The 22437-nt window shown below is 67.8% G+C and carries 17 protein-coding genes, 1 tRNA gene and 2 rRNA genes (1 of these 20 only partly in view); 13 read left to right on the top strand and 7 right to left on the bottom strand.

Going from position 1 to position 22437, the window contains the following annotated elements; all coding sequences use genetic code 11:
- From ACRYJK_RS09335 to ACRYJK_RS09325, 3 genes are all read left to right on the top strand, one after another.
- Positions 1–1552: ribosomal RNA gene (locus tag ACRYJK_RS09335) — 23S ribosomal RNA — on the top strand (it extends 1235 nt beyond the left edge of the window).
- Between the two features lie 125 nt (positions 1553–1677).
- Positions 1678–1792 (top strand): 5S ribosomal RNA (gene rrf / locus ACRYJK_RS09330).
- A 137-nt stretch (positions 1793–1929) separates the two neighbouring features.
- Positions 1930–2006: transfer RNA gene (locus tag ACRYJK_RS09325), tRNA-Met, on the top strand.
- Between the two features lie 509 nt (positions 2007–2515).
- Here ACRYJK_RS09325 and ACRYJK_RS09320 read toward each other — a convergent pair.
- Positions 2516–2992: a thermonuclease family protein gene (locus tag ACRYJK_RS09320; protein ID WP_482667235.1), complete on the bottom strand. Its 477-nt coding sequence runs from the start codon at positions 2990–2992 to the stop codon at positions 2516–2518.
- A gap of 324 nt (positions 2993–3316) precedes the next feature.
- Between ACRYJK_RS09320 and ahpC the strand changes: the two genes are divergently transcribed.
- The 9 genes from ahpC (at position 3317) to queG (ending at position 13189) form a co-directional block, all read left to right on the top strand.
- Complete coding sequence (gene ahpC, locus ACRYJK_RS09315) at positions 3317–3880, top strand: alkyl hydroperoxide reductase subunit C (protein WP_482667234.1); 564 nt, start codon at positions 3317–3319, stop codon at positions 3878–3880.
- 72 nt (positions 3881–3952) lie between these two features.
- Entirely contained in the window at positions 3953–5503 is a 1551-nt protein-coding gene (gene ahpF / locus ACRYJK_RS09310; protein WP_482667233.1) for an alkyl hydroperoxide reductase subunit F, read from the top strand.
- Between the two features lie 354 nt (positions 5504–5857).
- Positions 5858–7642 carry a DNA helicase RecQ gene (gene recQ, locus ACRYJK_RS09305; RefSeq protein ID WP_482667232.1) on the top strand — a complete coding sequence of 595 codons (1785 nt, stop codon included), beginning with the start codon at positions 5858–5860 and terminating at the stop codon, positions 7640–7642.
- Positions 7643–7686: 44 nt separating this feature from the next.
- Complete coding sequence (locus ACRYJK_RS09300; RefSeq protein ID WP_482667231.1) at positions 7687–8712, top strand: YihY/virulence factor BrkB family protein; 1026 nt, start codon at positions 7687–7689, stop codon at positions 8710–8712.
- Positions 8713–8728: 16 nt separating this feature from the next.
- Positions 8729–9175: a protein tyrosine phosphatase family protein gene (locus ACRYJK_RS09295; RefSeq protein ID WP_482667230.1), complete on the top strand. Its 447-nt coding sequence runs from the start codon at positions 8729–8731 to the stop codon at positions 9173–9175.
- The gene (locus tag ACRYJK_RS09290; protein WP_482667229.1) at positions 9172–9585 is read left to right on the top strand and encodes a hypothetical protein; all 414 of its coding nucleotides are present in this window, start codon (positions 9172–9174) and stop codon (positions 9583–9585) included. The genes ACRYJK_RS09295 and ACRYJK_RS09290 overlap by 4 nt, the downstream gene beginning before the upstream one ends.
- Before the next feature lie 68 nt (positions 9586–9653).
- On the top strand, positions 9654–10505 hold the full coding sequence (locus tag ACRYJK_RS09285; protein WP_482667439.1) for a sterol desaturase family protein: 852 nt from the start codon (positions 9654–9656) through the stop codon (positions 10503–10505).
- Positions 10492–12078: a GMC family oxidoreductase gene (locus tag ACRYJK_RS09280; RefSeq protein ID WP_482667228.1), complete on the top strand. Its 1587-nt coding sequence runs from the start codon at positions 10492–10494 to the stop codon at positions 12076–12078. Before ACRYJK_RS09285 ends, ACRYJK_RS09280 begins: the two co-directional genes overlap by 14 nt.
- A gap of 43 nt (positions 12079–12121) precedes the next feature.
- Positions 12122–13189, top strand: coding sequence for a tRNA epoxyqueuosine(34) reductase QueG (queG, locus tag ACRYJK_RS09275; RefSeq protein ID WP_482667227.1), 1068 nt, complete (start codon positions 12122–12124; stop codon positions 13187–13189).
- Positions 13190–13204: 15 nt separating this feature from the next.
- Here queG and infB read toward each other — a convergent pair whose 3' ends face one another.
- The 6 genes from infB to thrS all read right to left on the bottom strand — a co-directional run bounded on the left by infB (position 13205) and on the right by thrS (position 21495).
- Positions 13205–15793, bottom strand: coding sequence for a translation initiation factor IF-2 (infB, locus tag ACRYJK_RS09270; protein WP_482667226.1), 2589 nt, complete (start codon positions 15791–15793; stop codon positions 13205–13207).
- A gap of 18 nt (positions 15794–15811) precedes the next feature.
- Positions 15812–16573: a DUF448 domain-containing protein gene (locus tag ACRYJK_RS09265; protein WP_482667225.1), complete on the bottom strand. Its 762-nt coding sequence runs from the start codon at positions 16571–16573 to the stop codon at positions 15812–15814.
- A complete protein-coding gene (gene nusA / locus ACRYJK_RS09260; protein WP_482667224.1) occupies positions 16554–18194 on the bottom strand; it encodes a transcription termination factor NusA in 1641 nt (546 codons plus the stop codon). Before nusA ends, ACRYJK_RS09265 begins: the two co-directional genes overlap by 20 nt.
- Positions 18195–18196: 2 nt before the next feature.
- A complete protein-coding gene (locus ACRYJK_RS09255) occupies positions 18197–18760 on the bottom strand; it encodes an LSm family protein (protein WP_482667223.1) in 564 nt (187 codons plus the stop codon).
- 147 nt (positions 18761–18907) lie between these two features.
- Positions 18908–19465: a CopM family metallochaperone gene (gene copM / locus ACRYJK_RS09250; RefSeq protein ID WP_482667222.1), complete on the bottom strand. Its 558-nt coding sequence runs from the start codon at positions 19463–19465 to the stop codon at positions 18908–18910.
- Entirely contained in the window at positions 19462–21495 is a 2034-nt protein-coding gene (gene thrS / locus ACRYJK_RS09245) for a threonine--tRNA ligase (RefSeq protein WP_482667221.1), read from the bottom strand. Before thrS ends, copM begins: the two co-directional genes overlap by 4 nt.
- Positions 21496–21648: 153 nt before the next feature.
- On the opposite strand from thrS, the gene ACRYJK_RS09240 reads away from it, so the two are divergent.
- Positions 21649–22416: a c-type cytochrome gene (locus ACRYJK_RS09240; RefSeq protein WP_482667220.1), complete on the top strand. Its 768-nt coding sequence runs from the start codon at positions 21649–21651 to the stop codon at positions 22414–22416.
- The last annotated feature ends 21 nt before the right edge of the window (positions 22417–22437 follow it).

Here is a 22437-nt window from a genome sequence, read left to right as displayed (position 1 = left end):
GCCGATGAAGCCGTCTGGTAATGGACGGTGGAGGTATCGGAAGTGCGAATGCTGACATGAGTAGCGATAAACAGGGTGAGATGCCCTGTCGCCGAAATCCCAAGGGTTCCTGCTTAAAGCTAATCTGAGCAGGGTGAGTCGGAGCCTAAGACGAGGCCGAAGGGCGTAGTCGATGGTAACACGGTTAATATTCCGTGACCCGGAGGTGTGTGACGGATTGCGTAAGTTGTTCGACCTGATCGGATTGGATCGGGCAGCGAAGCAGTTCCAGGAAATAGCCCCTCCTTATGGACCGTACCCTAAACCGACACAGGTGGGATGGTAGAGTATACCAAGGCGCTTGAGAGAAGTCTCCTGAAGGAACTCGGCAAATTGCCTCCGTACCTTCGGAAGAAGGAGGCCCTGCATTGAGGCAACTCTTTGCAGGGGGCACAGGCCAGGGGGTAGCGACTGTTTAGCAAAAACACAGGACTCTGCTAAGTCGGCTTCAAGACGACGTATAGGGTCTGACGCCTGCCCGGTGCTGGAAGGTTAAGAGGAGGAGTGCAAGCTCCGAATTGAAGCCCCAGTAAACGGCGGCCGTAACTATAACGGTCCTAAGGTAGCGAAATTCCTTGTCGGGTAAGTTCCGACCTGCACGAATGGCGTAACGACTTCCCCACTGTCTCCAGGAGATGCTCAGCGAAATTGAATTCTCCGTGAAGATGCGGAGTACCCGCGGTTAGACGGAAAGACCCCGTGCACCTTTACTGCAGCTTCAGAGTGGCATTAGGAAAGAATTGTGTAGGATAGGTGGGAGGCTTTGAAGCCGGGGCGCCAGCCCTGGTGGAGCCGTTGGTGAAATACCACCCTGTTGTTTTCTGATGTCTAACCTCGCACCGTTAGCCGGTGCAGGGACCCTCTGTGGCGGGTAGTTTGACTGGGGCGGTCGCCTCCCAAAGAGTAACGGAGGCGCGCGATGGTAGGCTCAGGACGGTTGGAAACCGTCTGCAAGAGTGCAATGGCATAAGCCTGCCTGACTGCGAGACTGACAAGTCGAGCAGAGACGAAAGTCGGTCATAGTGATCCGGTGGTCCCGAGTGGAAGGGCCATCGCTCAACGGATAAAAGGTACGCCGGGGATAACAGGCTGATGATTCCCAAGAGCTCATATCGACGGAATCGTTTGGCACCTCGATGTCGGCTCATCACATCCTGGGGCTGGAGCAGGTCCCAAGGGTTTGGCTGTTCGCCAATTAAAGTGGTACGTGAGCTGGGTTCAGAACGTCGCGAGACAGTTTGGTCCCTATCTGCCGTGGGCGTCGAAGATTGAGAGGAGTTGCCCCTAGTACGAGAGGACCGGGGTGAACATGCCTCTGGTGTACCTGTCGTGGCGCCAGCCGCGCAGCAGGGTAGCTATGCATGGACGGGATAACCGCTGAAAGCATCTAAGCGGGAAGCCTCCCTCAAGATAAGTCTTCATCGAGCCGTGATAGACCATCACGTTGATAGGCCGGATGTGGAAGCGCAGTAATGCGTGGAGCTAACCGGTCCTAATTGCTCTTTCATGCTATGAGAGTCCCGCCATCAACGTCGGCGCTGCAAAGCAGCCGGCCGGTGGATGACTCAGCCAGAAACATCGATTGCGACAATCCAGACCGTGTCGGGCATTACGCCCGGCCATGCGCCTGCTTCATTGCTTGGTGACCATAGCGTCGGTGACCCACCCGATCCCATCTCGAACTCGGACGTGAAACCCGACAGCGCCGATGGTACTACCGCTTAAGCGTTGGAAGAGTAGGTCGTCGCCAGGCATTGCAGCCGGCGCATGGGTGTCACGATTGTCGTTGCTACCATTCGCAAGTCGAGCCCCGGCGCATCCGCGTTCGGGGCTTTTCCGTTTCCGGCGCGCGTTGCGTCCGAAGGGTGACCTTTGGTCACCGCATGTTGGCGCGGGGTGGAGCAGCCCGGTAGCTCGTCAGGCTCATAACCTGAAGGTCGCAGGTTCAAATCCTGCCCCCGCAACCAACTCATGCCATGATCCGGAACGCGCTTAGGCCGGCGCGTCGGCTCATTGTCTGACAATTGTGACTGATTTTGTCGGTACCCGGTCCGTCGGAGCTAACCGCACGTGCCAGCAGCGCCCTAGTCCCGCCGGTTTGCGATCGTCGCGCTGACGAAAATGCCGTCGACGCCTCGATTGCGGTCGCGCCGTCCGCCTATGTGGCCAGTTCCGACTGTTGATCCGCCCGGCTGGTGCAGAGGTTGACGTCGCGGTTGAACATAAAGCCTGTTGCGCACGCCGAGCCGCGATAGGTCGGGAGACAGGGTTCGCAGGCTGCGGCGGTGCTTGCCTTGTCGGATATCACCGTCGAGCGGCGCCATGTCGATGACGAGCTTTACCCATCAGCCACGCGCGGGCTGCGTCGACCATGGTCATGTGCGAGACGCGCGCGAAGCGCTCGGGTTCGGGCAATTTGTCCGGCTGAAATCGGGGAACCGGCGCACGCGAGGTTGACCAGCCACGCGACGTGCGCTCATCGACCCGCCAGGTTGCGCAGTAGCCTGGTCAGCGAGTTTTCGCCCGGGCACCAGCCTGGGTCCTCGCCCCACCGGTTGCGACGCGCTAGCCCCTCGCGCACCATCGCCTCCGTCACGTCCCGCCTGTCGCGGCGCACGTCGGCCAGCGCTCGACCGTAGCGATCGCGGGCGCCCCTTCCCGCGGGAATGAGGTCGAACGGTGCGGCGGACAGGAGCATAACGAGACGCTCGCTCGCCGCTTCGCCGCGGCGGCGCTCCTCCGCGCAAGCCGCATCGCGCACCTCCGGCGCGTCGAGACCTGCAATGCGCCAGCTTTCCCCGCGGTATCGCAAGGTGTCGCCATCAATCACGCAATCGTCCCATCGGACCCCGCAGCGCACGAAGCGTTGGTCGACGCGCATGGGTCGCCCCGCGACCGGTGCCTGCCACCAGTGGAGCAGTTCGCGCCCGCCTTCGATCAGCGCGGTTGCCACCAAGGTCCCCGCAAGCGCCGCAAGCGATAGCAGGAATGCGCGCCACCGGCGCCGGGCCGGAGGCGGGCTGGAATGACGAGACGCCGAACGCCAGCTCACACGCTGCTTCCGCCAAGGCCGCGATCATCTCGCCGCGCGCTGCTGAGAGGATCACGCATCGGCCGTCCTTTCAACCGAGCCGGACAACGCCGCAAGAGCGCGGTCGCCGCTGGCACGCCGCGATCAGTGACCATCCCGCCCGATTGCTATGAACGAGAAACTGCGATTCCAGTTTTACGGCGCGCCCCCCATATGGGTGCCAGCACAACAGGAGGCTCTCACATCATGCCGATCATTGGTTCGAAACTTCAGCCGTTCAACTCGACCGCCTACCATCAGGGCAAGTTCGTCCCCGTCACGCATGACGATGTCGCGGGCAAGTGGGCGGTGTTTTTCTTCTACCCCGCCGACTTCACCTTCGTCTGCCCGACCGAGCTGGAAGACCTCGCCGGTCACTATCCCGATCTGCAGAAGATGGGCGTCGAGGTGTATGGCGTTTCGACCGACACGCATTTCAGCCACAAGGCGTGGCACGACAGCTCGCCGGCGATCGGCAAGATCAACTTCCCGATGCTGGGTGACCAGTCGGGGCAGATCACCAACAACTTCGGCGTGATGCGCGAAGGCGCGGGCATGGCCGACCGTGCGACCTTCGTCGTCGATCCCGAGGGCGTGATCCAATATGTCGAGATCACGTCGGAAGGCGTCGGCCGCAACGCCAGTGAGCTCGTCCGCAAGATCAAGGCGGCGCAATATGTCGCCGCGCACCCGGGCGAAGTGTGCCCGGCGAAGTGGGAAGAGGGCGACACGACGCTCGCCCCGAGCCTCGACCTCGTCGGTAAGATCTAAGACCTTCTCTCGCCGCCTCGCTACAACGGCGGGGCGGCACCCCCTGACATTGCGAATTCAAGGAAGCGGCCGATGCTCGACGACGCGCTGCGCGGACAACTGCGCCAATATCTCACCAACCTTCGGGTGCCGGTGACGCTGGTCGCTAGCCTCGACGACAGCGCCAAGGCGGCTGAGATGCGTGCGCTGATCGAGGACATTGCTGCGCTGTCGGACAAGGTCGACGCGCGCTTCGACGGCATCGCCGACCGCCGCCCGAGCTTTGCCATCACCGACGCGGAGGACGCGCGGCGGGTCGAGTTCGCCGCGATCCCGCTGGGGCATGAATTCACCTCGCTGGTCCTCGCGCTGCTGCACGTCGGCGGTCATCCGCCGCGCGAGGACGAGGGGTTGCTCGACACGGTGCGCGGGCTCGATGCGGGTGCGCTGCACTTCGAAACCTTCATGTCGCTCACCTGTCAGAACTGCCCCGACGTGGTGCAGGCGCTCAACATCATGGCGGCGCTCAACCCGCGCGTGCGGCACACGACGATTGACGGCGCGCTGTTCCAGGACGAGGTCGAGCGCCGCCAGGTGATGGCCGTGCCGAGCGTGTTCCTGAATGGCGAGCCGTTCGGGCAGGGGCGCATGGACCTCGCGCAGATCGTCGCCAAGCTCGACACGGGCGCGGCACAGGCGGCGACCGCCAAGCTCAACGACGAGGCCCCGTTCGAAGTGCTGATCGTCGGCGGCGGCCCGGCAGGCGCGGCGGCGGCGGTCTATGCCGCGCGCAAGGGCATTCGCACCGGCGTGATCGCCGAGCGTATGGGCGGCCAGCTCAACGACACGCTCGGGATCGAGAACTACCCGTCGATCGAGCACACCGAGGGGCCAAAGCTCGCACGCGATCTCGAGATGCACGTGCGCGCCAACGACGTGCCCGTGTTCGTCAATCAGACCGCGACGGGATTTGAGCCCGCCGACCTCGACGGGCTGCATCGGGTCAAGGTCGGTGACGCGAGCCTCGCGGCGAAAACCGTCATCCTCGCCACCGGGGCGCGCTGGCGGCAGCTGGGGGTGCCGGGCGAGGAGGAGTATCGCAATCGTGGCGTCGCCTACTGCCCGCACTGCGACGGCCCGCTCTACAAGGGCAAGCGCGTGGCGGTGGTTGGCGGCGGCAACTCGGGCGTCGAAGCCGCGATCGACCTCGCCGGCATCGCCGCTGAGGTGACGCTGTTCGAATTCGACGCGACGCTGCGCGCAGATGCGGTGCTGCAGAAGAAGCTCGCCAGCCTCCCCAACGCGACGGTGCATACGAGCGCGCTCACCACCGAGGTGAAGGGCGACGGCAGCAAGGTCGTTGGGCTGACGTGGCGCGACCGCGAGAGCGGCGAGGTGCATGAGCTGCCGCTGGAGGGCGTGTTCGTGCAGATCGGGCTGGTGCCGAATAGCGAATGGCTCGGCGACACTCTCGAACGGACGCAGCGCGGGGAGATCGTCATCGACGACCACGGCGCGACCAGCGTTCCCGGGGTCTATGCCGCGGGCGATGTGACCACGGTGCCGTACAAGCAGATCATCGTCGCCGCTGGCGAAGGGTCGAAGGCGGCACTGGGGGCGTTCGACCATCTGATCAGGTCTTGAGGCGAGGGGAATAGCGCAAGCTATTCCCCGTCCGCCACGAGGACGCCGAAAGCCGGCCGGCGGGCGCAGCCCGTCCGACGTGACCGGATTTACTCCGGTCACGGCTGCATCGCGCGAAGTCGGGGCTCCGCCGCCCCCCGGTTACGCCGGGCTGGTTCGGGTGACGTGTGCCACAGGTCGTCATGCTGAACTCGTTTCAGCATCCACCGCTGCATCTCGCGGCATGGACCCTGAAACAAGTTCAGGGTGACGCGCTGATGCCAGTTTTGCGCCCTCTCCCCTCCGGTCACGGCGCCGCCGCCCAACACCCCCCACTTCCCGCCCCCGGCAAAGGTTGGTAGCGGCGCGCATCCCATGCCGCATTCCGACACCCTCCTGCCGCTCTTGAAGCGGCATTTCGGATTCGACGGGTTCCGCGGCAGCCAGGCGGCGGTGCTCGACCGGGTGATGGCGGGGGAGCGGACGCTGGCGGTGATGCCGACCGGCGCCGGCAAATCGCTCACCTATCAGCTGCCCGCGCTCGCGCTCGAAGGCACAGTGGTGGTGATCTCGCCGCTGATCGCGCTGATGCACGACCAGCTGCGCAGCGCGGAGGCCGTCGGCATTCGCGCAGCGACGCTGACCAGCGCTGACAGCAATCGCGCCGAGACGCTGGCGCGGCTGCAGGACGGCGCGCTCGACCTCCTCTACGTCGCACCCGAGCGCGCCTCGCAGCCGGGGTTTGCCGCGCTGCTCGAGCGCGTGCGGATCGCGCTGTTCGCGATCGACGAGGCGCATTGCGTCAGCGAATGGGGGCATGATTTCCGCCCCGATTATCGCCTGATGGGGGCGCTGCTCGATCGTTTCGGCGATGTGCCGCGCCTGGCGCTGACCGCCACGGCCGATGCGGCAACGCGCGCCGACATCGCCGCGCAGCTTGGCATCCCGGCCGACGGCATCATCGTCGCCGGCTTCGATCGCCCCAACATCCGCTATGCAATCAGCCCGCGCCTCCGCCTGTCGGACCAGCTTGCCGACCTGGTGCAGGGGGAGAGCGGGCCGGGCATCGTCTATGCGCCGACGCGCGATGCGACCGAACGGATCGCCGCGAGCCTGGCGCGCACCGGCCGCGCGGTGCGCATCTACCACGCCGGCCTCGCGCCCGAGACGCGCGCCGCGCATCAGGCGGCGTTCGTCGCCAGTGAGGACATGGTGATGGTCGCGACCATCGCCTTCGGCATGGGCATCGACAAACCCGACGTCCGCTTCGTTGCCCACGCCGCGCTGCCCAAATCGATCGAGGCCTATTATCAGGAAACCGGCCGCGCCGGGCGCGACGGCGACCCGGCGTGCGCGCACCTGTTCTGGGCCGCGGACGATTTCGCCAAGGCGCGGCGGCGCCTCTCCGAGATCCCCGAAGCGCGCCGCGCAGGCGAACGCGCGCGGCTCGACGCCATGGCCGGGCTGGTTGAGGCGACGTCGTGCCGCCGCGCGATCCTTCTGCGGTATTTCGGCGAAGACCCGCCGGAACGATGCGACAATTGCGACGTCTGCCTCGACGGCGTCGCGACACAGGACGCGACCGAACTCGCGCGCAAGCTGCTCTCGGCGGTGTATCGCACCGGTCAGAGCTACGGCATGGGCCACCTCAGCCGCGTCCTGACCGGGGTGGAGGACGAACGCGTCCGCACGCGCGGACACGATCAGCTGAGCGTGTTCGGCATCGTCGAGGCGAGCGAGGCCGCGCTGCTGCCGCGCGTGGCGCAGGCACTGATCGCGCGCGACGCGCTGGGACAGACCGATCATGGCGGCCTCGCGCTCGGCCCGGCCGCACGCGCCATCCTCAAGGGCGAGGTCGCGGTCGAGGTGACCCCCGCGCCGCAAAGTCGCCGTCGCCGCGACCGTGCGGGTGGCGCGGCGGGCAGCGGGGTCAATCCGGTTGGCGACCCGCTGTTCGATGCGCTGCGCGCCCGCCGCCGCGAGCTTGCCAGCGACGCCGGCGTGCCCCCTTATGTCATCTTTCACGACAGCGTGCTGCGCGACATGGCGTCCTTTCGTCCCGGCACGCGCAGCGCATTGGGCGAGCTTCCCGGCGTCGGTGCGCGCAAGCTCGACCAATGGGGTGACGCCTTTCTGGAGGTCATTCACGCCTTCGCCTGATCGAGGTGATGGCGCGCGAGGGAGTGCTCGCCTAAAGACGGGGCATGACCAACCCAACCTCTCCCGCCGGCGCGACCGGCCGTAACGCAAGCGATCCGCGGCAGATTCCGTGGCGCGGCTGGTGGCAGGTAGCGCGGCGGGCCTTCACCGAAGCCTCCCGCGACAACCTGGACCTTCTGGCGGCGGGCGTCGCCTTTTACGCGTTTCTGGCGTTCGTGCCGCTGCTGGCGTCGATCGTGCTGATCTACGGCCTCGTCGCCAATGCGGAGAGCGTGGCGGCGCACCTCCTCGTGCTGGTGCGCAACCTGCCCGCCGACATCGCGGGCATCATCAGCGACCAGCTCGTCGCGATCACGAGCGAAGCGCCGACAAGGCAGGGGGTCGGGCTGCTGACCGCCACCGCGCTTTCGATCTACGGCGCGACCAAGGGCGCGAAGGCGATCATCGGCGCGCTCAATGTCACCTATGAGGAGGAGGAGCGGCGCGGCTTCATCAAGCTGACGCTGCTCGCGCTCGGCATGACGCTGGGCGCGGTTGCGGTGGGCATCGCGGTGACCGCGGCGATCGCCGCGATGAGCCTGCTCGGCAACGTCATTCCCGCCGCCGCGCCGCTGCCGCTGGTCGGCACGATTGTCGCGTGGAGCGTCGCGGCGCTGATCCTGGCTGCGCTGATCGCCGCCATCTATCGCTACGGTCCCGACCGCGACAATGCGCGCTGGTCGTGGCTGTCGCCGGGTGCGGTGCTGGCGAGTATCGGCATTTTCGTCGGCACGCTGGCCTTCGGTTTCTACGTCAGCCGCTTTGGCAGCTACAATGCGACTTACGGTGCGCTGGGCGCAGTCGTGTCGTTCCTGATGTGGCTTTACCTCAGCGCATACATCCTGCTGTTCGGGGCGGAGTTCAACGCGGAGCTCGAGCGCCAGACCGCGCGCGACACCACCGAAGGCGCGGAGCGGCCGATGGGCGCCCGCGGCGCGGCCATGGCGGACACGGTGGCGGCGCCCGATGGCTCGCCAGCACCCGACAACACGCGCGGCGAGCCTGCCCCGCTTGACCCCGACCGAGGCTAATGACACGCATGTCAGCATGGACATGCACGCGCTTACGCCGACCTTTGCCGTCAGCCCCCAGCTGACGCTCGCCGATCTTGCCGAGGCAAAGGCGTTTGGGGTGACGCTGGTCGTCAACAATCGCCCGGACGGTGAAGACTTGGCCGCGCCGAGCGCCGCCGACATGGAGACGGAGGCGAGGCGATTGGGCCTTGCCTACATCCACTTGCCGGTCGCGCCGGGGCAGTTCGACGCGGGGCAACTGCCCGCGCTCAACGACGCGCTCGCGGCGCATCCTGGGAAGGCGCTCGCCTTCTGCCGGTCGGGCACGCGCTCGACGCATCTGTGGGCGCTGGCGCGCGCGCAGGCGGGCGACGATCCGGGCGAGCTGATCGCCGCGGCAGCGCGGGGCGGCTATGACCTCGCCCCCCTCGCCGCCACGCTCAACATATTCGCCACTCAGCGGGCGCCGGGCGGGCGGTGAGCGAGGCGCTCGCCGTGATGCTGCCGCTTGCGGCGAGCCTCGCGGCGGTGCTGGTGATCGCCTGGCTGACGGGCCGCATGGGGTTGGGCCCGACCGGTCCTGCGATTCGTGACGAAGCGCACGCGCTGGCGCTCGCCGAAGAGGCGGAGTGCGGCTTCGTCGGGGTCGAGGCCTGGGTCGACGCCGACGGTCGCGCCGCGATCGTGCGCGACCGTGCGGGCGATGCGATGCTGGTCCGCGCCCACGGGGTCGCGCATGCGGCGCGGCGGATCGGTCGCGGCACCGACATCCGGCTGGAGAATGACCGGTTGATTGTCACGCCGGCGGATCGCCGGTTCGGTCCGGTCACGCTCACACTGGGCGCAGGCGCAACAAGGGTCGCCGATGTGCTGCGGAGGGTTTCGGCGTGAATGTGCCCCAGCTTCCCGACGTCGTCCAATGGGCGGTGCCCGGCTTCGTTGCGCTGGTGCTGCTCGAAATGTGGCTCGTGAAGCGGCGCGACCCGACCCGTTACGAGCCCAACGACACGCGCACGTCGCTGCTGCTCGGCTTCGGCAGCACGGTCGCGGGCGCGCTGACCGGCGGCATAGTCTTTGCGCTGGCGATGGCGCTGTATCAGTATCGCGCCTTCGACATCGGCTTTGTCTGGTGGGCGTGGCCGCTGTGCTTCGTGCTCGACGACCTCGCCTACTACGCCTTCCACCGCACCGCGCATCGCGTGCGCTGGTTCTGGGCGAGCCACGTCATCCACCACAGCTCGCAGCATTATAACCTGACGACCGCGCTGCGGCAGACCTGGACGGGCTTTTTCAGCCTCGCCTTCATCTTTCGGATGCCGCTCTTCCTGATCGGCTTTCATCCGGTGATGGTGTTCTTCTGCGCGGGGCTGAACCTCGTCTATCAGTTCTGGATTCATACCGAAGCGATCGGGCGGATGCCGCGCTGGTTCGAAAGCGTGATGAACACGCCGTCGCACCACCGCGTCCACCACGCCACCAACCCCGACTATCTCGACGCCAATTATGCGGGGGTGTTCATCGTTTGGGACCGCCTGTTCGGCAGCTATGTGCCCGAGCGCGACGCGGAGCGCCCGCGCTACGGCCTCGTCCATCAACTCGGCAGCTTCAACCTGTTGTGGGCAGCGTTTCACGAGTGGGTCGGTATCGCACGCGACGTGAACGCGGCGCCGTGGCGCGCGAAGCTCGGCTATGCCTTCGGCCCGCCCGGATGGAGCCACGACGGCAGCCGCCGCACCAGCGAAGAGATCAAGGCGCTATGGCGAAAACGCCAGGCGGAAAAGGAGAGAGACGCGGGCCATGGCGAGCTATGACATCATCGTGATCGGCGGCGGGTCGGCCGGCAGCGCCATCGCCGGCCGGCTGTCGGAGGACGGAACCCGCCGCGTGTGCCTACTCGAAGCGGGCGGCACCAACGACAATTTCCAGGTGAAGACGCCGGGGATGATGCCGTTCATCAAGGACGCGTCCAACTATCGCTACGAAACGGTGCCGCAACGGGGGCTCAACGGCCGCACCGGTTATCAGCCGCGCGGGCGCGGGCTGGGCGGCAGCTCGGCCATCAACGCCATGCTCTACGTGCGCGGGCACAAGTGGGACTATGACCATTGGGCCGAGCTTGGCTGCACCGGCTGGGCCTATGACGACGTGCTGCCCTATTTCAAACGTGCCGAGAACAACGAGCGCGGGGCGGACGAATATCATGGCGCCGGTGGACCGCTCAACGTCATGGATCAGGCGTGGGTCAACCCCGGCAGCCGCGCCTTTGTCGAAGGCGCGGCGATGCTGCAGCTGCCGCGCAACGACGATTTCAACGGCGCGCGACAGGAGGGGTTCGGCGCCTATCAGGTGACGCAGAAGGGGGGCGAGCGCTGGTCGGCGGCGCGCGCCTATCTCGAAAGCGCGCGCGGACGCGCGAACCTCGACGTGCGGACCGGGGTGATCGTCGAGGGGCTCGCGATCCGCGATGGCCGGGCGCACGGGGTGCGCATCAGGACGCCGGGTGGCAGCGAGACCCTCGAAGCAAACGGCGCGGTGGTGCTGAGCGCGGGCGCTTTCAACAGCCCGCAGCTGCTGATGCTTTCGGGCATCGGGCCGGGCGAGCATCTGCGCGAGATGGGGATCGACGTGGTCGCCGACGTGGCGGCGGTGGGCGGCGATCTGCAGGACCACATCGACTATGTCGCGAGCTATCAGACCGCGTCCAAGGACTTCATTGGCTCGAGCCTTGCGGGGACGTGGAAGATGGCGCTGGCCATCCTCGAACATCGGCGCCGCAAATCGGGGGTGATGACGACGCCCTATGCGGAGACGGGCGGCTTCTGGAAATCGGAAGGCCACCTTCCCGCGCCCGATGTGCAATATCATTTCGTGCCCGCCATGCTCGAGGATCATGGCCGCACGAAGGTGAAGGGCCACGGCTTTTCCTGCCACGCCTGCGTGCTGCGCCCGGAAAGCCGCGGGACGGTGCGGCTGCGGAACCGCGACGCGGCGTCGGCGCCGCTGATCGACCCCGCCTTCCTCACCGACGAGCGTGACATCGCGGTGCTGCGGCGCGGGGTGCGGATGATGCACCGCATCCTCAACACGCCGCCGCTTGGCGATTACAAGGGCGTCGATCGCCACCCGGTCGACTATGACGATGACGAAGCGCTCGATCATCAGATCCGTGCCCGCGCCGACACCGTCTATCACCCGGTCGGCACCTGCCGCATGGGCGGCGACGACGGCGCGGTGGTCGACCCGACGCTGAAATCGCGCCACGTCGACGGGCTGTGGGTGGCCGACGCCAGCATCATGCCCCGCCTCGTCAGCGGCAATACCAACGCACCGTCCATCATGATCGGCGAACGCGCCGCGGACTTTATCGCGGCGGCGCTGCGATAAAGGGGAGTGGGTGCGGCGCGGGGGTGGTGGTAAAGCCCTCGCCGTGCCTGCGACCCTCCAACAGATCCTGGCGGACAGCGCCGCGCGGCATGGCTTTGCCGCATGGGGCGTCGCGCCCGCCGATGCCGCGCCGCGTGCGGGGGAGCGGCTGCGCGCATGGCTGGCGGAGGGATGCCACGGCTCGATGCTGTGGATGGAGGCCCGCGCCGACGAACGCGCGTCGCCGGCGGGGCTGTGGCCCGACGTGCGCAGCGTCATCATGCTGGGGATGAGCTACGCGCCCGGCCGCGACCCGCTGGCGCTCGCGGCGCATCCCGACCGCGGCCGCATCTCCGTTTACGCGCAGGGCGCGGACTATCACGACATCGTCAAGCGCGCGCTGAAGGCGGTGGCGCGGGACCTCCTCGCCGCCGCACCCATGGGGGAGGCGGTGAAGGTCTTCGTCGACACCGCGCCGGTGATGGAAAAACCGCTCGCCGCCGCTGCGGGGCTGGGCTGGCAGGGGAAGCACACCAACCTCCTCAGCCGCGAGCATGGCAGCTGGCTGTTCCTCGGCGCGATCATGACCACGCTCGACATTACGCCCACGCCGCTCGCGCGCGGGTCGTGCGGGTCGTGCGACGCCTGCCAGCGCGCCTGCCCGACCGACGCATTCCCCGCGCCCTATCGCCTCGATGCGCGGCGCTGCGTCTCCTATCTCACGATCGAACATCAAGGGCCGATCCCGCATGACCTGCGGCGCGGCATCGGCAATCGCGTTTACGGCTGCGATGATTGCCTGGCGGTATGCCCGTGGAACAAGTTCGCCGACGCAGCGCACCGCCACCGCGCGTTCCTGCCGCGCGCGGAACTCGTCGCCCCGCGCATCGCGGACCTGCTCGCGCTCGACGATGCGGGCTTTCGCGCCCTCTTTGCAGGCTCGCCGATCAAGCGCATCGGCCGATCGCGCATGGTGCGCAACGCGGCGATCGCCGCCGGCAACAGCGGCGATGCGCGGTTGCGGCCGGCGCTCGCGGCGCTCAGGACGGATACCGACGAGGTCGTCGCCGAAGCCGCGCAATGGGCGCTGGCGCAGCTGGACGGCGCACCCGCAGGCGCGCCGCCCGGCTGACCGCTATGGCGCGGATCACAGCGTCCGCGCGCGTTCCTCGACCTCGAACACCTCGAGCATGTCGCCCGGCTTGATGTCGTTGGTGTCCGCCAGCAGCACGCCGCATTCGAGGCCTGCGCGCACCTCCGCCACGTCGTCCTTGAACCGCCGCAGCGAGGCGATGGTGGTTTTGGAGACGATGACGTCGTTCCGCGTGAGGCGCGCGTGGAGCCCCTTGCGGATCGCGCCTTCGAGCACGAGCAGACCCGCCGCCTTGTCCTTCTTGCCGGCGGGGAAGACCTCCTTCACCTCGGCGCGGCCCATGACGTTCTCGATGATCTCCGGCGACAGGTTGCCGGCCATTTCCTCGGCAATCTGCTCGGTCAGGTGATAGATCACGTCGTAATATTTGAACTCGACCTTGCGGCTGTTCGCGATCTCGCGCGCCTTGGCGTTGGGACGCACGTTGAAGCCGACGATCGGCGCGTTGGATGCAGCGGCGAGCGTCACGTCGCTTTCCGTGATCGCGCCCACGCCCGAATGCAGCACGCGCACCTTGATCTCGTCATTGGAGAGCTTGTTGAGCGCGTTGACGATCGCTTCGACCGACCCCTGCACGTCCGCCTTGATAATCAGCGGATATTCGATGACGTTGGCCTTGTCGGCGAGCGCGGAGAACATGTTCTCAAGGCTCGCCGGCGCCGAGGCGGTGCGGCGCGCGAGCGCCTGTTCAGCGCGATAACCCGCAACCTCGCGCGCACGCGCTTCGCTTTCGACGACGGTCAGCGTGTCGCCCGCCTGCGGCACCCCGCCGAGGCCGAGCACCTCGACCGGCACCGAGGGGCCGGCGGCTTTGATCTGCTTGCCCGCATCGTCGACCATTGCGCGCACACGGCCCGACTCCGACCCGACGACGAAGATATCGCCGGTCTTGAGCGTGCCGCGACGCACCAGCACCGTCGCCACCGGCCCGCGACCCTTGTCGAGCTTCGCCTCGACCACCGTCGCTTCCGCCGCGCGGTCGGGGTTGGCCTTCAGCTCCATGATCTCCGACTGGAGCGCAATCGCGTCGATCAGCTTGTCGAGGTTGGTGCCCTTCAGCGCCGACACTTCGACATCCTGCACGTCGCCGCCCATCGCCTCGACCACGATCTCGTGCTCGAGCAGGCGTTCGCGGATGCGTTGCGGGTTGGCTTCGGGCTTGTCGACCTTGTTGATCGCGACGATCATCGGCACGCCCGCAGCCTTGGTGTGATTGATCGCCTCGATCGTCTGCGGCATCAGCCCGTCGTCGGCGGCAACCACCAGGATGACGATGTCGGTGACGTTCGCCCCGCGCGCACGCATCTCGGTAAAGGCCGCGTGGCCCGGCGTGTCGAGGAAGGTGATGACCTCCCCGTTCGACGCCTTCACCTGATAGGCGCCGATGTGCTGGGTGATCCCGCCCGCTTCGCCCGACACGACCTTGGTGCCGCGCAGTGCGTCGAGCAGGCTGGTCTTGCCGTGGTCGACGTGGCCCATGATGGTCACCACCGGCGGCCGCGCCTTCAGCGTCTCCGCCGCATCGACGTCCGCATCGGTGTCGATGTCGACGTCGGCTTCGCTGACGCGGGTCAGGTTGTGGCCGAATTCGGTGACGAGCAGTTCAGCGGTGTCCTGGTCGATCGTCTGGTTGACGGTCACCACCATGCCCATCTTGAACAGCGCCTTCACGAGGTCGGCGCCCTTCTCGGCCATGCGGTTGGCGAGTTCCTGGACGGTGATCGCGTCGGGCACGACCACGTCGCGCACCTGCTTTTCGCGCGGCTGCGAAGGGCCACCGCCGAACGCACGGCGATGCTCCTTCTCGCGCGCCCGCTTCAGCGCGGCGAGGCTGCGCGCACGCGCACCTTCATCGTCGCCCAGCGCGCGGGTGACGGTGAGCTTGCCCGACTGGCGGCGGTTGTCGCCGGTCGCCTTCTTGTCGGCCGCGGGAGCGGGGCGCTTGGGTTCGGGGCGCTTGGGGCTCTCGACCGGGGTGAAGCGGCGCGGCGGCGGGAATTTGGCTTCCGTGGTCGCCAGAGCCGACTCGCCGTTGGCGGCCTCGGGGGTCGCATCGGCCGGTTCGGCCGGCGTCGGCGCAGGCGCCGCGGTGGCGGCGGCCTCCTCGGCGGCGCGAGCGGCGGCTTCCGCCTCGGCCCGCGCAGCTTCCTCCGCGGCGCGGCGGTTCTCCTCGGCACGGCGACGCTCGTCCTCGCTCGCCTGCTGCTTCTCGTTTTCTTCGCGGCGACGGGCGTCCTCGAGCGCCTGCAGCCGTGCCTCTTCGGCTTCGCGCAGCAAGCGGGCCTGGCGCTCCTGGCGCGTTTCAAGGCTGTCCGCTGGCGGACGCGGGGCGGCGGGCTTGGGCGCCGGGGCCTTGGCCACCGGGGCGGGGGCCGGCGCCGGTGCGGGCGCAGCAACCTCAGGCGTCGGCGTCGCTTCCGCAGCCTCGCCGGGCTTGCCGAGCATGCGGCGCCGCTTCACCTCGACCACCACGGTGTTCTTGCGCCCGTGGCTGAACTGCTGCTGCACCTGGCCCGCCTCGACCGTCCGCTTGAGCCCCAGGGGCTTGCGGGTCAGGGTCGGCTTGTCGTTCGTATCACTCATCGAGGGTCAACTCGTCCTTCAAACAGCAGCAGCCTCGCCACCGGCGCTTTCCGGTGACGAAGAAACTTCGAGCGGCTCGGTGGAGCCCAAAATCTGTTGCTCGGCGTCGCCGCCCGTAGCGCATCCACGGAACGCGCGCCAGCGGGCGAACATCCGCGCCGCACGTTCCGCCCAGCCACGATCGGTGAGCGCGAGGTGCACGGCATTTTCCCGCCCAAGCGCGATCGACAAGGCGTCGCGCCCAAGCGGCAGCACGTCGCCGTGGCGGCCCGAACCTTCCTCATCGAGCCCGACCCGCCAGCTCTGGTCGCGCTTGCGGCGACCGTCTTCGGCGGCGTCAGCGGCGTGCGCGAGCCAGTGCACCTCGCCCCCGCGCGCGGCGGTGTCGATGCGGTCCGCGCCGAGCAGCAACACCCCCGACCGCGCCGCCATCCCCAGCAGCGCCAGCGCCTCGCGTGCGAAGGCGGCGTCGATGCGGGCGGGGAGGTCGTCGGGGATGGAGAGCGGCGCGCCCTTGAACGCGCGCGCCAACGCTCCCTTTAGCTTGCCCTTGACGAGCGCGCTTTCAAGAGTCGCACGATCGACGTTGAGCCATGCCCCGCGGCCCGGCGCCGCCGCGCGCACGTCGGGCAGCACCGCGCCGTCGGGCGCGATGGCAAGGCGCAGCATGTCCTCGCGCGCGCCCGTCACGCCGCTCACCACGCAACGCCGTTCAGGGCTGCGTGGCTCGCGTTCCGTGGTGTCCGGGATCAGGCGATCGTCATTGGGTGGAGTCCGCATCGGCGGCCTCCGTGCTGGCGTCCGCGCCCGCATCCGCACCGTCGCTCTCGGACGCTTCGTCCTCGAACCAGTGCGCGCGCGCGGCCATGATGATCTCGTTGCCCTGCTCTTCGGTGAGGCCGTAGCTGCCGAGCACGCCGCCCTTGTCCTCCGGGCGCTCCTTGCCGCCACGGCGCGGTTCCTGCCGCTTCTTGGCGATGAGCTCGTCGGTGGCGAGGTCGGCGACATCGTCGAGCGTCTTGAGGCCGGCCTTGCCCAGCGTCACCAGCATCGCTTCGGTGAGGTGCGGCAGCTCGGCGAGCGCGTCCTCGACGCCAAGCCCACGGCGTTCCTCACGCGCGGCGGCCTCGCGCTTCTCCAGCGCTTCCAATGCGCGCTGCTGCAGCTCTTCGGCGAGCTCCTCGTCGAAGCCTTCGATCGCCGCCAGCTCGTCGATCCCAACGTAGGCGACTTCCTCCATCTCGGTGAAGCCTTCGGCGACGAGAAGCTGTGCGAGCGTTTCGTCGACGTCCAGCTCCTCCTGGAACATGGTCGAGCGTTCGACGAATTCACGCTGGCGCTTCTCGCTCGAATCGGCCTCGGTCATGATGTCGATGGCGCGGCCGGTGAGCTGGCTGGCGAGGCGGACGTTCTGCCCGCGGCGCCCGATGGCGAGGCTCAGCATATCGTCGGGGACGACGACTTCGATGCGGCTTTCCTCCTCGTCGATCAGCACGCGGCTCACCGTGGCGGGCTGGAGCGCATTGACGACGAAGGTCGCGGTGTCCTCCGACCAGGGGATGATGTCGATCTTTTCACCCTGCATTTCCTGGACAACCGCCTGCACGCGGCTGCCCTTCATGCCGACGCACGCACCGACCGGGTCGATCGAGCTGTCGTAGCTGATGACGCCGATCTTGGCGCGGCTGCCCGGATCGCGCGCGGCGGCCTTGATCTCGATGATGCCGTCGTAGATTTCGGGCACTTCCTGCGCGAACAGCTTCTTCATGAACTCCGGGTGCGCGCGGGAGAGGAAGATCTGCGGCCCGCGCGTCTCGCGCACGACCTTGAGGATCACCGCGCGGATGCGGTCGCCGATGCGCGGGATTTCGCGCGGGATCTGCTGGTCGCGGCGAATGACGCCCTCGGCGCGGCCGAGGTTGACGATGATGTGGCCGAACTCGACCGACTTGACGACGCCGGTGATGATCTCACCCGTGCGGTCCTTATACTCTTCGAACTGCCGCTCGCGGTCGGCGTCGCGCACGCGCTGGAAGATGACCTGCTTCGCCGACTGCGCGTCGATGCGGCCGAGGTCGATCGCGGGCAGCGGGTCGACGATGAAGTCGCCCACGCTCGCGCCGGGCTCCAGCTGCTGCGCCCGGTCGAGATCGACCTGCTTGAAATGATCGTCGACCGCCTCGACCACCTCGACCACGCGCCACAGGCGGAGGTCGCCGGTCAGCGGGTCGAGCCGCGCGCGGATGTCGTTTTCCTGGCCGAAGCGGGCACGGGCGGCGCGCTCGATCGCTTCCTCGATCGCCTCGATGACGATGCCCTTGTCGATCAGCTTTTCGGTCGCAACCGAGTTGGCGATCGCGAGCAGTTCGGCGCGGTTGGCGGAAATGGCGTTGCTGGCCATGGTCAGTCCTCTGTGGAATCGATTTCGAGCGTCTCGTCCGCCCCGGTCGCATCGAGCGGCGCAGTGGCGGCGAGCAATTTGTCGGTGAGCGTCAGCTTAGCCTCGGCGACGTCGGCCAGCGCAAAGCTGAGCCGCCCCGCCTTGCGGTCGTCAAAGGCGATCGCATCGCCCTCGACGCCGGCGAGCGTACCGGCGAGGTTCTTGCGCGCCGATCCATCGGCGGCGTCCGCGGCGTTGGCGAGCGTCACCCGCGCCTCGTGCCCCGCCCAATCGGCGAAGTCCTTGAGCCGGGTCAGCGGCCGGTCGATGCCGGGCGAGCTTACCTCGAGCCGATAAGCGCCGGGCACCGGATCGCGCCCCTCCGCCTCGAGCGCGTCGAACGCATCGGAGATCGCGTGCGACAACGCGGTGCAGTCGGGAATGGTGAGCTGCCCGGTGTCGGGACGCTCGGCCATGATCTGCAGCGTGCGCTCCTCGCCCTCGAACAGCCGCACGCGTACCAGCTCGAGCCCCATCTCGTCGAGATGCGGCTGGATCAGCGTGGCGATGGTGTCGAGGTCGGCCATGGGGCTCCGGTTGAGGATGTGCCGGACATGCGGGCCCGGCCGCCGAAGCGGGCGCCCCGGCGCTGCCGAACCTCTCGCGATGTCAGGAAGCGATCGCTGCCTAGCGCAGCGCGGTCACCCGCGCAAGCGTTCGACGCTGCCCCCCTCTTAATGCCCCATCGCGCTGTGGTCGGCCGGCGTCGCGGCCTTGTTCGCAGCCGCAGGCGCGGCGGTGGGAGCGGTGGCGGCGCCTTTTTCGCGCATCCAGCGGCGCATGTCGGCGATCTCCGCCTCCTGCGTCTCGATGACGCGCTGCGCGAGCGCGCGAACCTCCCGGTCCTTGCCATAGACCAGCGCCACGCGCGCCATGTCGACCGCGCCCTGATGGTGCGGGATCATGCCCTGCATGAAGGCGACGTCCGGGTCGGCCGGCACTTCGCCCATGGCGCGGTGCATGCGGTTGTTGGCATCGGTGTAGGCGAGCTGCGCCGGCGTCATCGCCTGCATCGCCTCGTCCGCGCCTGTCGTCACCCGCGCGGCGTCGGGGGTGGGGCTGGCGGCGGTCGGGTCGGTCGAGCCGGCTGCCGCGGTGGTCGTGCCCTCGGCGGGCGTCGCCGAACTCGTCGTGGTGGTCGTCTCGCTCGTCGTCTCGGCGCCGCGCTTGATGTCGCAGCCGGTGAGCGCGAGGCCGGCGACGCCGGCCAGGATCAGGGTGCGGATGGTCATGCTGTCTCTCCCTCGGCATGGTCCACGGTCGCCGAACGCAAATCGGGCGGCGTCGCTTCATCGTGCAGCAGCGCGACCGCTTCGTCGAGCGTCATCACCCGCTGCCCCTCGCGCCCCAGCGTGCGCAGCGCGACGGTGCCCTCTTCGGCCTCGCGCTTGCCGACCACCAACAGGTGCGGAACCTTGGCGAGGCTGTGTTCGCGCACCTTGTAGTTGATCTTTTCGTTACGCAGGTCGGTGTCGACGCGGATGCCCGCCGCGCGCAGCCTCCCGTCCACCTCGCGCGCGTAATCGTCGGCGTCGCTGACGATCGTCGCCACCACCGCCTGGGTCGGCGCCAGCCACGTCGGCAGGCGCCCCGCGAAATGCTCGATCAATATGCCGATGAAGCGTTCGTAGCTGCCAAAGATCGCGCGGTGCAGCATCACCGGGCGGTGCCGCTCGCCATCTTCGCCGACATAGCTCGCATCGAGTCGTTCGGGCAGCACCCGGTCGGACTGGATGGTACCGACCTGCCAGGTCCGGCCGATCGCGTCGGTGAGGTGCCATTCGAGCTTGGGCGCATAAAAGGCGCCTTCGCCCGGCAGCTCCTCCCAGCCATATTCTGCCGTCGCGAGGCCAGCGCGATGCACCGCGTCACGCAGTTCGCTCTCCGCCTTGTCCCAGTCGGCGTCGGAGCCGAAGCGCTTCTCCGGCCGCAGCGCGAGCTTGATCGAATAGGTGAAGCCGAAGTCGCGGTAGATGCGGTCGGCGAGCGCGCAGAACGCCTGCACCTCCTCGACGATCTGATCCTCACGGCAGAAGATGTGGGCATCGTCCTGCGTGAACTGGCGCACACGCATCAGCCCGTGCAGCGCGCCGTGCGGTTCGTTGCGGTGGCAGCAGCCGTTTTCGTAAAGCCGAAGTGGCAGGTCGCGATAGCTTTTGATGCCTTGCCGGAAGATCAGGACGTGCGCCGGGCAGTTCATCGGCTTCAGCGCCATCCAGTCGGCGTCGTGGCCGACGATGGGGCCTTCATCGGCGATGTTCGGCACCTCGTCGGGGATGACGAACATATTCTCGCGATATTTGCCCCAGTGGCCCGACTGTTCCCACTGGCGCGCGTCCATCACCTGCGGGGTTTTCACCTCGTGATAGCCCGCGGCGTCGATCGCGCGGCGCATATAGGCTTCGAGCGCGCGCCAGATGGTGTAGCCGTTGGGGTGCCAGAACACCGACCCGTGCGCCTCCTGCTGGAGGTGGAACAGGTCCATTTCCGCGCCCAGCTTGCGGTGGTCGCGCTTTGCCGCTTCCTCCAGCCGATGAAGGTGCGCGTCGAGCTGCTTCTTGTTGAGCCATCCGGTGCCGTAGATGCGGCTCAGCATCGCGTTGTTCTGGTCGCCCCGCCAGTAGGCGCCCGATACGCGGGTCAGCCTGAAGGCGGCGGGGTCGAGCTTGCCGGTCGAGGCCATGTGCGGCCCGCGGCACAGGTCGTACCAGCCATCGCCCGAGTGATAGACGGTGATCTCCGCATCCTGCGGCAGCTCCGCGACCCACTCCGCCTTGAAGGTTTCGCCCTGCGCGCGCCACTTGGCGATCAGGTCTTCGCGGTCCCACACCTCGCGGCGGAGTGGTTTGTCCTCGGCGATGATGCGCCGCATCTCCGCCTCGATTGCGGGAAGGTCGTCTTCGGTGAACATGCCGCGCTCGGGGGCGGGGGCAAAGTCGTAGTAAAATCCGTCCTCGGTCGCCGGGCCGAAGGTGATCTGTGTGCCGGGGTGGAGGTGCTGCACCGCCTCCGCCAGCACATGCGCGAAGTCGTGCCGCGCGAGCTCGAGCGCGTCCGCTTCGTCGCGCATCGTGACCAGCGCGAGAGACGCGTCGCTTTCGAACGGCCGGGTGATGTCGCGCAGCTCGCCATCGACGCGCGCGGCGATCGCCGCTTTAGCAAGGCCGGGGCCGATCGCGGCGGCGACGTCGGCGGGGGTCGACCCTTCCGGCATCTCGCGCACGGACCCGTCGGGAAGGCTGATTTTGAACATCACACTCATGCGCGAGCGCATGGCGAGAGGGGCCTTGCGAAGTCAAGCGCGCACAGGATCGGTTTGCTTGCGGAGCGAAGGCCGCGTCGCTAAGGGCGGTGCCGTCCCGCGCCCGTTCGCGCGCGGGCGAATCCCGTGGGCTTTACGGAACGACGAAGCGCGATGGACGACCGCAACAATATGATCCTGGGCTGGGTGCTGGGCGCCGGCATCGTCGCTCTGGGCATGGGCAGCCTGACCTCCCACCTGTGGAAGGCGCATACGCCGGAAAAGGCGGGCTTTGCCGTTGAAGGCGCGGCGGCCGCGGGCGGCGGCGGGGGCGGCCCGGCAATCGAAACCCTCCTCCAGACCGCGGACGCGGCGAAGGGTGAGGCGGTATTCGCGAAATGCACCGCATGCCACACGATCAACGCGGGCGGTGCCAACGGCATCGGTCCGAACCTGCATGGTGTGATGGGCGGCGCGATCGGCGGCCACGCGCCCGGCTTCGCCTATTCCGACGCGCTGAAATCCAAGGGCGGCAGCTGGACCTGGCAGGCGATGAACGAATGGCTAACCAGCCCGCGTCGCTTCGCCAACGGCACCAAGATGAGCTTTGCCGGCCTGTCGAGTGCCGAAGATCGCGCCAACATCATGGCGTATCTGAACGCGCAAGGGTCGAACCTGCCGCTGCCCGCCGCTCCGGCGGAAGGGGCGCCGGCAGAAGGCGCTGACCCGGCGGCTGGCGGTACGGCGGCCGCTCCGGCGGGTGCAGGCGCGGCTCCGGCGACGGGCGGCCCGGCGACCCCGGCCCCTGCGGCAGCGCCTGCGGGATCGGCGGCCGGCGGATCGGTCGGCGCGCCGGTTGCAGGGGCAGCGGCGCCCACCCCGGCGGCTCCGACGCAGAGCGCGCCCAAGGCGACCGCGAACAAGGGCGTGAACCCGACCTGACCTTACGCCGCGCACTTCGGG

The sequence above is a fragment of the Sphingomonas sp. BLHR8 genome, from assembly GCF_056821725.1.
The sequence above is the reverse complement of the archived record's forward strand: the minus strand, read 5'-3'. Positions and strand labels throughout refer to the sequence as shown.

What these genes read in the sequence shown, in the direction of transcription:
- ACRYJK_RS09295 (WP_482667230.1), top strand. Translation starts at nt 8,729, where the DNA reads ATGGACATGCACGCGCTTACGCCGACCTTTGCCGTCAGCCCCCAGCTG.
- nusA (WP_482667224.1), bottom strand. Translation starts at nt 18,194, where the DNA reads ATGGCCAGCAACGCCATTTCCGCCAACCGCGCCGAACTGCTCGCGATC.
- copM (WP_482667222.1), bottom strand. Translation starts at nt 19,465, where the DNA reads ATGACCATCCGCACCCTGATCCTGGCCGGCGTCGCCGGCCTCGCGCTC.
- ahpC (WP_482667234.1), top strand. Translation starts at nt 3,317, where the DNA reads ATGCCGATCATTGGTTCGAAACTTCAGCCGTTCAACTCGACCGCCTAC.
- ACRYJK_RS09280 (WP_482667228.1), top strand. Translation starts at nt 10,492, where the DNA reads ATGGCGAGCTATGACATCATCGTGATCGGCGGCGGGTCGGCCGGCAGC.
- ACRYJK_RS09265 (WP_482667225.1), bottom strand. Translation starts at nt 16,573, where the DNA reads ATGCGGACTCCACCCAATGACGATCGCCTGATCCCGGACACCACGGAA.
- ACRYJK_RS09300 (WP_482667231.1), top strand. Translation starts at nt 7,687, where the DNA reads ATGACCAACCCAACCTCTCCCGCCGGCGCGACCGGCCGTAACGCAAGC.
- infB (WP_482667226.1), bottom strand. Translation starts at nt 15,793, where the DNA reads ATGAGTGATACGAACGACAAGCCGACCCTGACCCGCAAGCCCCTGGGG.
- ACRYJK_RS09285 (WP_482667439.1), top strand. Translation starts at nt 9,654, where the DNA reads ATGTGGCTCGTGAAGCGGCGCGACCCGACCCGTTACGAGCCCAACGAC.
- thrS (WP_482667221.1), bottom strand. Translation starts at nt 21,495, where the DNA reads ATGAGTGTGATGTTCAAAATCAGCCTTCCCGACGGGTCCGTGCGCGAG.
- ahpF (WP_482667233.1), top strand. Translation starts at nt 3,953, where the DNA reads ATGCTCGACGACGCGCTGCGCGGACAACTGCGCCAATATCTCACCAAC.
- ACRYJK_RS09240 (WP_482667220.1), top strand. Translation starts at nt 21,649, where the DNA reads ATGGACGACCGCAACAATATGATCCTGGGCTGGGTGCTGGGCGCCGGC.
- ACRYJK_RS09255 (WP_482667223.1), bottom strand. Translation starts at nt 18,760, where the DNA reads ATGGCCGACCTCGACACCATCGCCACGCTGATCCAGCCGCATCTCGAC.
- recQ (WP_482667232.1), top strand. Translation starts at nt 5,858, where the DNA reads ATGCCGCATTCCGACACCCTCCTGCCGCTCTTGAAGCGGCATTTCGGA.